Genomic DNA, 13976 nt, shown 5'->3' with positions numbered 1-13976 from the left:
TGAGGGGGCGGGGCTCCTCCATGACGCGCCGACATCCGGTCCGCCGTGACTCCCGCCGGAGCCCGGAGCCCGGAGCCATGACCCGGCCCCCGGCCCCGGCCCCGGATCCCGGCCGCCCACATCGGCCCCGGTCTCCGGTTCGGGTTCCGCGGTCGTTCCGCCCGGACCGGGAGGAGCTCCGGCGCGCGGTGCACCGTCCGGGCCGACGTGTGGTGCGGTGGCGGCCCGGCGGCGATGCTAACTTCGTAACAAGTTGAGAAGTCTCCGAGGGGCGGACGGGTGCTGCAGATCCAGATCGGTGCGGAACGCGCCGCCGGCGTGGGCGACTCCCTGGCCCGGACCGTCCTCGGCTGGCGTGCCGGTATGAGCGAGGACGAGGCGTGGGAAGCCGGCCGGGGGCTCTGGAAGTTCAATGCCGACCGCGCCCTGTCCGAGAGCGAGGCGCAGATCATCAACACCTCGGGCACCGTGCTCGCGGTGGCGAGGATCACCGGCATCTCCAAGCACGGGGACCGCTACGCGCTCGAAGGGGAAATCCTGCGCGACGACCCGCGCGTCGGTCGCCCCACCCCCAGCCCGCACCTGTCCCGCAACCCCGTCACCTACATTCGAGGAGGGCGGTCCGGTGGGTGAATTCGACGCCATCGACTCGCTGCTGGCCGTCGTCGGCCCCGAGGCCGAGCTCCCGGCCGCCGACGCGCGACGCGCGCTGCGGGAGCGGGCCAGGCTGTCCAGGGCGCAGGTGGCCCGGGCGCTCGGCGTGGGCCCGTCGACCGTGGCCGGGTGGGAGAACGGCCGCGACCCTTCCGGTGAGACGCGCGCCAAGTACGCGTATCTGCTGGACGGGCTGAACGCCAAGCTCGGCCCCGAGCCCGAGCCGGGTCCGGCGGCGGACACCGGGCCCGAGCCGGAGCCGCGCTCCGCGGCGGCGCCGGTCGGGAGCCCCGCCCCCGCGCCCCGCGGCACCGAGCGCGCCGGCGAGGCCGCCCCGGATCCCGGGCCGGGGAACGACGACGTGGAGCCCCTCGCCACCGCCGAGCCGTGTGTGCTGTGCGGGCACCCCGCCGGGCAACGGGTCGCGGGGTTCGCCCAGCACCTGGACGCCGCCGACTGCCGTCCGGCCGCCTCGGCGACCGGCGCCGCCCCCACCGCGTCCGGTGCCGACCGCGGTGCCGGACCCGCCCCCCGGCAGTCCCCGCAACGGTCATCCGCCTCCGCTGCGGACGGACCGCGTACGACGGCACGGCGTGTGCTCCGGGAACCGTCCGGCCCGGCCGACCTGATCCATCAAGTGGTGCGGGGCGTGCTCGCCGAGCACCGCGGCGACATCGACGCCGCCGTCGCCGCACTGGCGAAGCGCGCGATCCCGGACGCGATGCGCCTGCTGGACGAAACCCGCAAGGGCGCGCGCTACGACGTGATCGCCCACCCCTGGATCCCCGACATCCTGAAGAAGCAGACGTCCCGGGGCGCGGACCAGGTCTGGGAGGCCCGCCCGAAATGGACACGCCGGGAACTCCCGCCCGGACGGCATGAGGTGACGGCGCTCGACGTCAACGGTGCCTACCTCTCCGCGCTCAAGACGCATCTGCCGCTGGGGCAGCTCGAGCATTCGACCGGCTTCGGCCACGACCGCCGCCGCGCCGGTGTCCACCTGATCACCCCGCCCGAGTGGGAGCACGCGGCGGTGCTGCCCAATCCGATCGGCAACCGGGACGAACCCGGCCCGTTGTGGGTGACCGAACCGACGCTGCGCCTGCTGCTGCGCCTCTCGGGGCCGAAGTACGGACTGTGCGAGCCTCCCCGGATCCATGAGTCCTTCACCTCGGGGGCCACCGAGAACCTGCTGGAGAAGTTCCGCGTCGCCCTCAAGGACGCCAGGGACACGGCGATCGCCGCCGGTGACGAGGTGACACTGGAGTACGTGAAGGCCATGTACTCGAAGTTCGTCTCCACCATGGGGGAGTCGAACTACAACCGGGAGCTGTACCGGCCGGACTGGATGCACATCATCCGCTCGCAGGCCTTTGCCAACCTGTGGACGAAGGCCCTCAGGGCGCATGAGGGCGGTCTCGCGGTCGTGCGGGCGATGGGCACCGACGAACTCCACGTCGTGGGCGACTGGCGCCGGGTGTTCCCCGAGGGCCGGGGCGTCACCGAGGTCAAGGTCAAGGACGTCTACACCGTCGGCGACGACGAGGACGCCGACGGGTGAGGCGGTGGCCGGTTCCGCGCACCCGCCGGTGACGCGGAGGCCGGATGCCCGGGCCCCGGCGAGGGGGCCCTGCGCCCGGGGTGCGATGGGCTCCCCCCCGCCCGTGAGCGCCAATGCCCGGCGCAGTCGTGCGGACGGCGCTGTCCGCCGCTGTCCGGCGCGGCGACCGGGCACGTTTCGGGAACGGGCGTGCGGAGGGCGCGTCGCGCCCCCAACGCGCGTCCGCAAGCCGTCGATCACTCCCGAACGCGCCCCGGAACAAAGCGAATTGGGGACTGGTAGGAAACTTTACTGTTCGCTAGCATTCCGGGCGGCGGCCTGGCGCGGTGCCCGATCCGTGGGCATGACGCGCTCAGCGAGAGCTCTGCCCCGGCCGCCGGGATGCGGCCCCGTCCGTCCGGGACGGGCGCGGTCGAACCGATGCCCAGCTCTCGCCACCCCACAGGCCAGGAGTCCAGGTATGCACCTGAACGGCTCAGTTCCCCTTCTCGCACCCACGCGGCGCCGCACGGCGGGCGTGGTCGTCGTCGCCGTACTCGCCCTCGTGGGCGCCCTGCTGCTCGCCCACCCCGACCGGGCCGGCGCCGCGGCCGACCCCCTCATCTCCCGTGGCAAACCGGCCACCGCGTCCTCCAGCGAGGACTCCGGCCTCGGCCCGCAGAACGCCTTCGACGGCGACCCGGCCACCCGTTGGGCGAGCGCCGAGGGCAAGGACCCGCAGTGGATCCGCGTCGACCTCGGCTCCACCGCCGAGGTGACGCGGGTGAGACTGGACTGGGAGGCCGCGTACGCCAAGGCGTACCGGATCGAGATCTCCGCCGACGGCACGGCCTGGACCCGGCTCGCCGAGGAGAAGGCGGGGAACGGCGGCACCGACGACTGGCCCGGCCTCACCGGCAGGGGCCGCTACCTGCGCGTGTACGGAACCACGCGCGGCACCTCGTACGGCTACTCGCTGCACGAGGTCGAGGTGTACGGCACCGTCGACGGCACGCCCCCGCAGACCGGCGCCTTCACCGTGGTCGCCGCCGGTGACATCGCCGCCCAGTGCACTGCCTCCGACAGCGACTGCGCCCACCCCAGGACCGCCGCACTGGCCCAGCAGATCAATCCGAAGTTCTACCTGACGATGGGCGACAACCAGTACGACGACGCCCGGATCGCCGACTACCGCGCCTACTACGACAAGACCTGGGGCGCCTTCAAGAGCAAGACGCACCCGGTACCGGGCAACCACGAGACGTACGACCCCGCCGGATCCCTGGCCGGCTACAAGGCGTACTTCGGCGCCATCGCCTACCCGCAGGGCAAGACCTACTACAGCTTCGACGAGGGCAACTGGCACTTCATCGCCCTCGACTCCAACTCCCTCGACAAGAGCGCCCAGACCGACTGGCTCAAGGCCGACCTGGCCGCCAACGACAAGGCGTGCATCGCCGCCTTCTGGCACCACCCGCTGTACTCCTCGGGCGGACACGGCAACGACCCGGTCAGCCGGCCGGTCTGGAAACTCCTCTACGGGGCCAAGGCCGACCTCGTGCTCAACGGGCACGACCACCACTACGAACGATTCGCCCCGCAGAACCCCGACGGGAAGGCCACCGCCGACGGAATCACCGAGATCATCGGCGGCATGGGTGGCGCCGAGCCCTACCCCATCGAGGACGTCCAGCCCAACAGCCAGAAGCGGATCAGCGGTCAATACGGGGTCCTGAAACTGGACTTCACCGACTCCGGCTACAGCTGGAGCTACGTCGGCACCGACGGCAAGGCCAAGGACACCAGCCCGAAGTACACCTGCCACTGATGTACCTGGCGACCACAGGCCGCCGGGACACGCCGGCTCCGCCCCGCACGGGCGGGGCGGGCCGGCGTGTCCCCGGCACCGTCCTCGCACTCGGCACGGTCAGCCTCGTCACCGACATCTCCTCCGAGATGGTCACCGCGGTGCTGCCGCTCTACCTGGTCCTCGGACTGGGTCTCTCGCCCCTCCAATTCGGCTTCCTGGACGGCCTGTTCAACGGTGCGACCGCCATCGTCCGACTGGTCGGCGGACATGCCGCCGACCGCGGGCACCGGCACAAGCGGGTCGCCGGCACCGGCTACGCCCTCTCGGCCCTCTCCCGGCTCGGCCTGCTCCTCGCGGGCGGCGCCACCGCCGGGATCGCGGCGGCACTCGCCGCCGACCGTGTCGGCAAGGGCATCCGCACCGCGCCCCGCGACGCCATGATCACCCTGAGCAGCAGACCCGAGACACTCGGCAGGTCCTTCGGCGTGCACCGGGCGATGGACACCACCGGCGCCCTGCTCGGCCCGCTCGCCGCGTTCGCCCTGCTCTGGGCCACCGCCGACGCCTACGACGCGGTGTTCGTCGTCAGCTTCTGCGTCGGCCTGCTCGGCGTACTGCTCCTTGTCCTGTACGTACCCGGGCACCGGCCGGCGCCCGCGGCGAGACCGGCGCCCCGGCGGCGCGAGGTGTTCGGCGCGCTCCGCGACCGGGGCTTCAGGAAGATCCTCGGAGCCGCCGCCCTGCTCGGCGCCGCCACCATCGGCGACGCCTTCGTCTACCTCCTGCTCCAGCAACGCCTCGACCTGCCCATCGGCTGGTTCCCGCTGCTGCCGCTCGGCGCGGCGGCGTGCTACCTGCTGCTCGCGGTCCCGGCGGGCCGGATCGCGGACCGGGTCGGCCGACGGCTGCCGTTCCTGCACGGACACATCGCCCTGCTCGGCGTGTACGTCGTGCTCCTCGCCCCGGCCGGTGGCCCGCTCCCGCTCCTCGTCGTACCCGTCCTCGTCCTGCTCGGTGTCTTCTACGCCACCACCGACGGCGTGCTGATGGCCCTCGCCTCACCCGTGCTCCCCGCCGACGGCAGGGCGAGCGGACTCGCCCTGCTCCAGACCGGCCAGGCGCTGGCCCGGATGCTCGCCGCCGCAGGCTTCGGAGCCGCCTGGACGGTGTGGGGACCGGGCCCCGCGCTGTGGGCAGCGGCATCGGTCCTGCTCGCCGCGCTCGCGGGCGGCTGGACGCTGCTGCCGCGCGACCCCCGTGCCGAGGACCCGGCAGCCCCGACCACCGAAAGGCCGACCGCATGAGCACCAGGTCCCCGAAGCCCGCGACACCGCTGGGCCCCCGGTCCCGCATCGCCGTCGTGGCGGCCGCGGTACTCCTCCTCGCGGGCGGCTCCGTCGGCTACGCCCTGCGCGCACAACACCGCGCGCAGGGGCAACGGGCCGACGCCGACGCCTCGTTCACCGTCAGCGGGCCCGCGCTGTACTTCCGGGACACGGACACGGGACGCGTCGCGCACCAGCCGCTCGCCGAGGCCGACGGCGACCGTACGACCGCCACCCGCACGGTGGGCACGCGCACGGCCGGCGCGCGCACCACCGGTGGTCCCTCCTGCGACCGTTTCTACGCCGCCGGTGACAGCGCCATCTGCCTGCGCACCCGGCCCGGTGTGCTGCCGAGGACCCAGGCGATCGTGTTCGACCGGCACCTTCGGGAGAAGCGCCGGATCACCGTGCCGGGCATTCCCACCCGCGCCCGGGTCTCGGCGTCCGGCCGGATGCTGTCCTGGACGGTGTTCGCCACCGGTGACTCGTACGCCACCACGGCCTTCTCCACCCGGACCGCCGTCCTCGACCTGCGCACCGGCTACCTCATCAAGTCCATCGAGGACATCCCGCTGACCATCGACGGCAAGCGGTACCACGCCCCCGACGTCAACTACTGGGGGGTGTCCTTCGCCCGCGACGACAACCGTTTCTACGCCACCGTCTCCACCAGGGGCAGCACGTACCTCGTCCAGGGAGACATGAGGACCTGGGCGACGAAGGCGCTGCGACGGAACGTCGAATGCCCGTCCCTGTCGCCCGACAACACCCGGCTCGCCTTCAAGAAGAAGGTCTCCGACGACCCGGCCGCGCCCTGGCGGTTGTACGTCCTCGACCTGCGGACCATGCGTGAGACGGCGCTCGCCGAGACGCACAGCGTGGACGACCAGGCGGCCTGGCTGGACGATGCCGCGGTCGGGTACGCCCTGCCGGGCTCCGCCGGCCGGGCGAGCGACATCTGGACCGTTCCCGCCGACGGCACCGGCGCACCCCGCCTGGCCGTGGCCGGCGGATCCTCGCCGACGGCGGTGGGCTGAGCACCGGGCCCGGGTGCCGACACCCGTCGGCACCCGTCGGCACCCGTCGGCGCGCCCGTGGGGCGTCCGATCGCGGGTCGCGGCGTGCCGTGGTCCCCTGGGATGCGATCACCTGTTCCCAGCCGCTCCAGGGAGGCCATGGATGCGCACGAGTGACCTGACCCCGGCCGTACTGAAGGACCTGCGCCGCCCGCGCCCGTTTCCGGCGATCTCGCTCCTCATGCCGACGCACCGGACCAGGCCGGACAACGAGCAGGATCCGATCCGGCTGCGCAATCTCCTCGGCGAGGCGGCGCGGCGCGTCAGGGAGGACCCGTCGGTCGACCGGGAGAGCCGCCTCCGGCTGGAGCGGCAGCTCGACGAGAGCGCCGTCCTGCGGTTGTTCGACGCCCAACGCGCCGAGGACGGACTGCTGGTGCTGCTCGCACCGGACGACGACCCGCAGGCGTGGCAGTTCTGCTCTCCGCACGACGTCCCCGAGCGCATCGAGGTCACGGACACCTTCCTCACCCGCAACCTGGTCGCCGCGCATCTGTTCGCACGGCCGTACTGGGTGCTGGTCCTCGACCAGGAGGAGAGCAGGCTGTACCTGGCCCATGCCGGAAACCTGACCGAGGCCACCGGCCACGGGTTCCCCGCCCAACCGCAGGTTCCCTCCCGCGAGGACGCGATTCCCGGCCCGGCGTACGGCACGGAGCGCACCGGCTACCGGGCGGAGCGCATCGCGCAGTACGTCACCGACATCGAGGAGCGTTTCACCCGGGCCATGTCCGAGCGGCGGCTGCCACTGGTCCTGGTGGGGAGCCCCGAGCTGACCACGGCCTTCGAGAAGGTCTCGCGCCACACCGGCGCCACGGTGGGGAGGCTGGACCTGACGGGCGCCGACAAACACGCCGTTCCCCAACTGGAGCAGCGGCTGGCACCCGTCTTCGAGAAGATCCGCGAGGACCGGGCCGCGCGGGCCCGCGAGGAACTGGACGCGGCGCGCGGCCGCAAGGCGTACGTGGCGGGGCTCGCGGAGGTGTGGAACTCGGTCATGGGGCACCGGGCCGCCCTCGTCCTGGTGGAGGAGGGCCTGCGCGCGGCGGGTCGCGCCGACGAGAACCACCAACTGCACATCGTCGACGTGCCGCCCGGCGAGCCGGCTCCCGAAGGCGTCGAGACGGACATCGTCGACAGTCTCATCGAGGAGGCGCTGGACGCCGACACGGAGGTGCGATTCGTCCCCGACGGAACACTTCCCGACGGCGTCGGCATCGCGGGCGCACTGCGCTACTGATCCGTCCGTTCCCCGGCGCGGGCGTCGGAGGCCTCCTGGACGAGGGTCCCCGCGGGCTCGCGCCGAGGCACGCGAACGGGGGCAACGGGGACGGGAACGTCCGGAGGACCGCGTACCGGTTCGGTCAGACGTCCCGCCGTCCGCCGCGGGCCAGGGGAGCCCCGGCCCCGGCACGGTCCCCCCGGCCCGCCCGGACGAGGTCTTCGAGCGGGAGCACCCCGGCACCGGAGAACAGACCGCGGGCCGCGGACAGGCGTCGCTCGCGGACCGGGCCCGCGGCGGTCGTGTCGTCCAGGGCCCGCAACAACGCCCACGGATCCGCTGCGTGGTCCGAGAGTCCGTGCGCGGCCATGCGGCGCACACCCTCCCTCCCGTGCCCCGGGATGGCGCGATATCCGACCACCGGCAGCCCGGCGGCCAGCGCCTCCAGCGCCGTCTGGCCCGCCGCGTTGTCGACGAGGGCGCGGGAGGCCGCCATGAGGCCCCGCACGTCGTCGACCCAGCCCAGGGCCTCTGCGTGCTCGACGCGGGCGACGCTCCGGCGCAGACGGGTGTTGTCGCCGCAGAGCACGACCGGTCCGTACCCCGCCGAGGCCATCAGCCGCGCGGTGTCCACAACGCCGCCCCCGGCGCCCCAGGCGCCCGTCGAGACCAGAACCGGTGGACGGTCCGGAGAGCCGACGCGCCGTCGCCAGTCCGCCGCGGTGGGCGCCGGGGCGTGGAACCGGGGGGCCACCAGGGCGCCGGAGACGACGGCCGGGCGCCGCACCGCCCGCCGCACGCGGCGGGCCACGTCGGCCGTCAGACACAGATGAAGGTCGTTGCCCGGGTGGAGCCACTGACGGTGAACGGCGAAGTCGGTGATCACGACGGCGCTCGGGACGGTGAGCGCGCCGCGTGCGCGCAGTCCGCCGGTGAGCTGGGCGGCGAGGTGGAAGACCGGGACGACGACGTCCGCCCGCTGCCGCGCGACCAGCTCCAGCAGCCGCGGCCCGGCGAGCGAGGCCAACGGGGAACTGCTCGGCCGGGGGCCGCCCGAACCCCGGAAGAACGCCGCGTACAGCCCGGCGTAGACGGCCGGCAGATGACAGATGACCGTCCGGTAGAAGGTGCGGAGGCCGGAGCCGACCCCGGCGGGCAGCAGATCGAGGACATCGACCGTCGTCGTCCGTCCTCCGTCCGCCTCCAGACGGCGGGTCAGTTCACCGGCCACCGCGTGGTGCCCGGAGCCCATGTCGGCGCTCAGGACGAGGAAACGTCCGGGTGACGTGTTCACCGGCGGGCTCCCGTCCGTCGTCGGCGCACGGGCCGGTGCCCCGTGCGGGCGGCTGGTCCCCGTCGTCGGGAGCGGGCCGGTTCCGGCGCCGCCGACCGTCCCGGCACGCGGACGGACTCCGCCGATCGGCCGATGCCCCGGCACGGCCCCGAGGAGCCATCCGCATGAGCAGCGGGCAACGCGATCACCTCCGCTCCGCCGGCACCCGGCGGCCGTGCGGCAGCGGGTACTGAACGTGGTCGGTCCCATTCTGCGGGCGGGAGCGCCGCGGTGCGGTCCAGTGAGGTCCGGGCGCCGACGGTTTTGCCCGGGCGCCCCCGGGCTACTCCTAACCAGACCCGGTGGCGCGAAGCCCCACGCCCCGTCCGCTCGGGGCCGGTCCCCGGAAGGCGGGGGCATCGCGCCGCACCGTGCCGACACAGGGGAGAGGCCATGTCATCTGGTCCGGGGACCGCCCGGCGCGGCGTGCCGGAGGGCGACGTGCCAAACGGGCGCGCCACCCGTACCGGGGTGGCCCTGGTGACGGGAGCCTCCTCGGGCATCGGAGCCGCGGTCTCGCACCGGATCGCGGCCGAAGGAGGCTGGCGGCTCCTCGTCGCGGGGCGCGACCGCGAACGGCTGGCGGGCATCGCCGCGGCGACGTCCTCGACGGCGCTCTGCGCGGACCTGATGTCGCGGGGCGACACCGAGAGGCTCGTCGTCGAGGCGCTCGGTACGGCCGGTCGGGTGGATCTGCTGGTCGCGGCGGCCGGGGTCGGCTGGGCCGGATCCTTCGACACCATGCCGGCCGCGGATGCCGACCGGGTCCTCACCGTCGACCTGGTCTCCGTCGTCCATCTGGTGCGGCTCCTGCTCCCGCACATGCTCGCCGCGGGACGCGGGCACATCATGCTGATCGGATCGGTGGCGGGATCCACCGGGGTACGCGGCGAAGTCGTCTACTCGGCGGCGAAGTCGGCGATCGCCACCTTCGCCGACGCGCTGCGCCACGAACTGCGCGGAACCGGGGTGCGCGTCACCCATCTGGTCCCCGGCGTCGTGGACACCCCGTTCTTCGAACGGCGGGGCATGCCGTACGCCCGTTCGTGGCCCCGGCCCATGTCGCCGGAGAAGGTCGCCGACGCGCTCTGGGACGCCTTCACGGCGGGCCGTGACGAGGTGTTCGTACCCGGCTGGCTGCGGCTGCCGGGATGTGTGCGCGCCGTGGCGCCCCGGCTCTACCACCGGCTCGCGGCCCGCTTCGGCTGAGCGGCCGCCGTGTGAACGTCCTCGCCGCGGTCCCGGCCCCGGTGCTGTCGGCCGCCCCGCCAACGGCCGCGGCCTCCCCGGACCGGGGTGAGCGGGGACCGGCGGGCGCCGCCGGGACCACGGGCCCGGCGCGTTCCTCGGCGGTCGCGGGCCAGTGGGACGCGACCGGGACCGCCCTCACCGGGGCCCGCGCGGCCGGGACCGGTCACCGCATCGACGGAGGAACGAGAAACCCGATGAAACACCGACGCGAGGCGATCCCCACCGCCTTCCGCGCACCACTGGCAGCGGCGGCGCTCGTACTGACCGCCCATGTCGCCCCCGCCGGCACCTGGTTGCCGGGTCTGCGCCGTACCTGCTTCCCCGCCCTGGCCGGTCTCGGCCGCCCCCATCACGTCGCCCTTACCTTCGACGACGGGCCGGACCCCGATTCCACCCCGTTCTTCCTCGACACGCTGGACCGGCTCTCGGCACGCGCCACCTTCTTCGTGCTGGGACGGAGCATGCTGCGTCATCCGGAGCTCGGCCGGGACATCGTCCGCCGCGGCCACGAACTCGCCGTCCACGGGTGGGCGCACAGTCGGCCGTGGTTCCCCGCCGCGGTCCGGGACGCGCGCGAGGTCTCCCGCGCCGCGGCGGCGATCCGCACGGTCGCGGGCGTACGGCCGTTGTGGTACCGGCCGCCGTACGGGATTCTGACCGGTGGCCGGTGGGCCGCCGCCCGGCGCTGCGGACTGCGGCCCGTCCTGTGGTCCGCCTGGGGCCGGGACTGGGAGGAGGACGCCACCCCCGAGGGCGTTCTGACGACGGTGCGCCGCGATCTGCGCGGCGGCGGCACGGTTCTCCTGCACGATGCCGACCTGTCGGCGTCCGGGCGTTGGGCCCGCGCGCTCACGATGCTGCCCGAACTGGTCGACGGCATCAGGGCCGCAGGGCTGACGGTCGGCCCGCTCGCCGACCACGGACTCGTTCCGGCCGGGCCGGGCGGGCGTGGCCAAAATCCACCCGGGTGGGCCGAACGATGACGGCACCAGGCACACTTCAGGGGTAGCAGTCTGACCACCAAGAGGGATCACGCATGATCACGCTGAAGAAGGAAGACGGTCCGGCCGATCTGGACGGGGTGACGCATCTGTCCATCGGGGTGTCCTGGGACCCGACGTCGGGGAGCAGCGGAGGGCTGATGGGCAAACTCCGGCAGAAGGTCGGCACCGACCTCGACCTGATCGCCATCGCCCTGCAGGGCGCGGAACCGGTCCGGCTGGCCGGGCTGGACTCCCTGGACCCGATGGGCAACGGCTCGCTGGTGCACAGTGGGGACAACCAGACCGGCAAGGGCGACGGCGACGACGAGACGGTGACCGTCGAGTTCGCCCGGATACCGCAGAACATCACCTCCATCGTGTTCGTCGCCGCCGCGTACAAGAAGCGCAGCGCCTTCCAGAACGCGCGCAACATCAGCTTCAAGGTGTACGACGCGACGGGCGGCAGCAGCCAGCAGGTCGCCGACATCTGGCCGAGCCTGCTCACCAACGACAACGGTTGTGCCGTGGCCAAGGCGATCCGTGTCGGCACGGGCTGGAAGCTTGAGGTGATCAACGAGACCGGGAAGATCAAGCAGGGGGACGAGCAGGCGTTGATGCGCTTCGCCGTCAGCAAGTAGCGCGACCGCCTCGCACCCGCGGACGACCGGACCGCCCCGGTCGACGCGTCGCGCCCCGTCGACGTGTGCCGATGGTGTGCCCCGTGGACGTTCCCCGTCGACCTGCCCGCCCAGGCCTGGCTCGGCGGGGGTCCGGGCCGGGGCGACGACGGGATCGGGACCGGCCGGATCCCGGCCGGTCCCCGAGGCGCGTCCTTTGACATACCTATGTGGCCGGACTTGCTATCCGGGCATGCCCGATTCCCGCGCGTCCGCACCGGACCTCGACCGTATGGCCTCGGCGCTCGCGTCGTGCCCGCCCGCGCTGAACCGGGCCCTGGACCGCGGAGTCGCCACGGACTTCCCGCGGCCCAAGCCCCCGGAGGCCCGGATCGCCCTGTTGCGTTGCGTGTCGCAGCAGGAGGGCGCCACCGTGCGGCAGGCCGCCGACGCGCTGCTGACGCGGCCGAACAACGTCAGCACGCTCGTCTCCCAGCTCACCGATCACGGGCTGCTGGAGCGCCGGCAGGACACCGACGACAGGCGGATCGCCCATGTGTATCCGACGGCGAGGGCGCGGCGGGAGCCGGCCTCCGGCGTCCCGGCGCCCGTGGCCGACGGACTGCGAGGGGCCGGTGACGCGGTGGCCATGGGGGTCGCCCCGGTCTCCGGCGACATGGACGGACGCCTTCGCGCGGCGGTCGTGGAGGGCAGCGGCCAGGCGTTCATGAACGGTGTGCACACCGCGGCTGCCGTCACCGGCATCCTCTGCCTGCCCGGCGCCGCCCTCGCGGCGACCGGGTCGCGAGGGGTCCCGCGTCCCGCACAACACTGACTGCCTCACCGAGGCCGGGCCCCGCCGTGCGTCCCGGACGGCGGGGGCCCGCCCGGGACGTCACTCACGGGACCCGGCCTCGGCGAGGCGGATCCCGGTGACCAGATGGGGCCGGATGTGCACCGCGCACTCCATCATCTGGTCCGACCAGGGCCTGATCAGCCGTTGATAGCGCATCAGGGCATCGGGATCGGTCACCGGCCGGCAGTAGCCCGTCGCGACGACGCTCCAGCCCAGGTGGGTCAGCGGATCGATGTCATCGGCCTGGTAGGCGACCACGACCCCCCGGTCGCCGTGAAGGCCCGCCTGGGCGAACAGGTCGGAGTCCCGGTGGGTGCGGATGACGATCCGCCCGCGGTCCAGCACATGGTTCACCGGCCGGATCGCGGGCAGTGCCTGCTGGGTGAAGACGATCCGTCCGAGCGACACCCCGGCCAGCAGCCGCATCGCCTGATGGTCCGTCAATTCGACGGTGCGCCGGGCCCCGGCCCCGCCCGGCCCACGGGCCCGGACACCGTCCGGCCATCCGCGCGCGGTTCCGCCCGGGGCCACGGACACCGGTGATCCGGGCGGCCTGCGGCCTGCGTTGCTCATGACTGTCGACCTGCGTGGCTCATGGGGCGGGCCTCGTTCCTGATGTGCTCGTCTGCCGTACGAGTACATCGCGTACCGCTCCACGCCGCCAGGGCCGAACGGCCCAGGGCCGAACGGCCCTAGCGGTGCGGGGCCCCCGATGGTTTCACTGCGGGGGCCCGCACGCCGCGGCCCGGCCCGACGGCGGCAACCGGGGCCGGGTCCCGGTGTGCGGTGCGTTCGGTCGGAAGTGCGCAGGAGGGGAACGCGGTGATCGCGGTCGTCGGACACAGGGATCTCGACAGCAGAACTCTGGAGTTGGTGGAGACGGAACTGAGAACACGGCTGGACGGCCTGGCGGAGGGCGCTGCCGCCCTCGTGCGGGTCGGGGCGGGCCTGCCCCTGGCGTTCGGGCGTGCCGTCCGGGCTGCCGGGCGGAAACTGACGGTGCTGCTGCCGGCCCAGGGGGCGGTGCCCGCGGTACTGCCCGAGCGGGACCGGCGCGCCGCCGGGGAACTGCTGGTCCTGGCCGAGCACGTGCGGCTGCTGGCCTTCGACCCGGCCGACCGCAACGCGTGCGTCGGCGCCGACGAGCGCCTGGTGGAGACGTGCCGGACCGTACTGGCCGTGTGGGACGGCTCGCCGTCGGACGGCCGGGACGCCACCGCGCACCTTGTCGCCTTCGCCCGGGCGCGGGGAATCCACGTGGATGTCATCTGGCCGACCGGCTGCGAACGGAGAAGGGCATGAGGTCACC

Annotated in this window: 12 protein-coding genes and 2 pseudogenes; 12 read left to right on the top strand and 2 right to left on the bottom strand. The window is 73.6% G+C overall.

The genetic code is table 11. The annotated features are described in order from the left end of the window. Nucleotides 1-279: 279 nt before the first annotated feature. From ACF1CT_RS16465 to ACF1CT_RS16440, 6 genes are all read left to right on the top strand, one after another. Entirely contained in the window at nt 280-633 is a 354-nt protein-coding gene (locus ACF1CT_RS16465; RefSeq protein ID WP_391784523.1) for a hypothetical protein, read from the top strand. Continuing rightward, on the top strand, nt 626-2215 hold the full coding sequence (locus ACF1CT_RS16460) for a helix-turn-helix domain-containing protein (RefSeq protein ID WP_391784522.1): 1590 nt from the start codon (nt 626-628) through the stop codon (nt 2213-2215). Before ACF1CT_RS16465 ends, ACF1CT_RS16460 begins: the two co-directional genes overlap by 8 nt. A gap of 460 nt (nt 2216-2675) precedes the next feature. Then, the gene (locus ACF1CT_RS16455) at nt 2676-4022 is read left to right on the top strand and encodes a discoidin domain-containing protein (protein WP_391784521.1); all 1347 of its coding nucleotides are present in this window, start codon (nt 2676-2678) and stop codon (nt 4020-4022) included. Then, entirely contained in the window at nt 4022-5308 is a 1287-nt protein-coding gene (locus ACF1CT_RS16450; RefSeq protein WP_391784520.1) for an MFS transporter, read from the top strand. The genes ACF1CT_RS16455 and ACF1CT_RS16450 overlap by 1 nt, the downstream gene beginning before the upstream one ends. Next, nucleotides 5305-6366, top strand: a complete 1062-nt coding sequence (locus tag ACF1CT_RS16445) for a hypothetical protein (protein WP_391784519.1) — start codon at nt 5305-5307, stop codon at nt 6364-6366. Before ACF1CT_RS16450 ends, ACF1CT_RS16445 begins: the two co-directional genes overlap by 4 nt. 142 nt (nt 6367-6508) lie before the next feature. Beyond that, nucleotides 6509-7645: a hypothetical protein gene (locus ACF1CT_RS16440; RefSeq protein ID WP_391784518.1), complete on the top strand. Its 1137-nt coding sequence runs from the start codon at nt 6509-6511 to the stop codon at nt 7643-7645. A 124-nt stretch (nt 7646-7769) separates the two neighbouring features. Here the strand turns inward: ACF1CT_RS16440 and ACF1CT_RS16435 are convergent, their stop codons facing one another. Next, nucleotides 7770-8921 carry a galactosyldiacylglycerol synthase gene (locus ACF1CT_RS16435; protein WP_391784517.1) on the bottom strand — a complete coding sequence of 384 codons (1152 nt, stop codon included), beginning with the start codon at nt 8919-8921 and terminating at the stop codon, nt 7770-7772. 432 nt (nt 8922-9353) lie between these two features. On the opposite strand from ACF1CT_RS16435, the gene ACF1CT_RS16430 reads away from it, so the two are divergent. From ACF1CT_RS16430 to ACF1CT_RS16410, 5 genes and pseudogenes are all read left to right on the top strand, one after another. After that, nucleotides 9354-10169, top strand: coding sequence for an SDR family NAD(P)-dependent oxidoreductase (locus ACF1CT_RS16430; protein WP_391784516.1), 816 nt, complete (start codon nt 9354-9356; stop codon nt 10167-10169). A 236-nt stretch (nt 10170-10405) separates the two neighbouring features. Next, complete coding sequence (locus tag ACF1CT_RS16425; RefSeq protein WP_391784515.1) at nt 10406-11194, top strand: polysaccharide deacetylase family protein; 789 nt, start codon at nt 10406-10408, stop codon at nt 11192-11194. A gap of 53 nt (nt 11195-11247) precedes the next feature. Beyond that, nucleotides 11248-11832, top strand: coding sequence for a TerD family protein (locus ACF1CT_RS16420; RefSeq protein WP_391784514.1), 585 nt, complete (start codon nt 11248-11250; stop codon nt 11830-11832). A 232-nt stretch (nt 11833-12064) separates the two neighbouring features. Beyond that, a pseudogene (locus ACF1CT_RS16415) lies at nt 12065-12376 on the top strand (MarR family transcriptional regulator); the annotation flags it as partial. Between the two features lie 27 nt (nt 12377-12403). Continuing rightward, nucleotides 12404-12646: pseudogene (locus tag ACF1CT_RS16410) on the top strand (MFS transporter); the annotation flags it as partial. A gap of 60 nt (nt 12647-12706) precedes the next feature. Here ACF1CT_RS16410 and ACF1CT_RS16405 read toward each other — a convergent pair. Continuing rightward, complete coding sequence (locus ACF1CT_RS16405; protein ID WP_391784513.1) at nt 12707-13240, bottom strand: pyridoxamine 5'-phosphate oxidase family protein; 534 nt, start codon at nt 13238-13240, stop codon at nt 12707-12709. 249 nt (nt 13241-13489) lie between these two features. Here ACF1CT_RS16405 and ACF1CT_RS16400 point away from each other — a divergent pair, with 249 nt between their 5' ends. Then, nucleotides 13490-13969: a hypothetical protein gene (locus ACF1CT_RS16400; RefSeq protein WP_391784512.1), complete on the top strand. Its 480-nt coding sequence runs from the start codon at nt 13490-13492 to the stop codon at nt 13967-13969. The last annotated feature ends 7 nt before the right edge of the window (nt 13970-13976 follow it).

Source organism: Streptomyces sp. NPDC014734, from assembly GCF_043083325.1.
Classification (GTDB): domain Bacteria; phylum Actinomycetota; class Actinomycetes; order Streptomycetales; family Streptomycetaceae; genus Streptomyces.
Note: the sequence above shows the minus strand (reverse complement) of the source record. Positions and strands in the feature narration are given on the sequence as shown.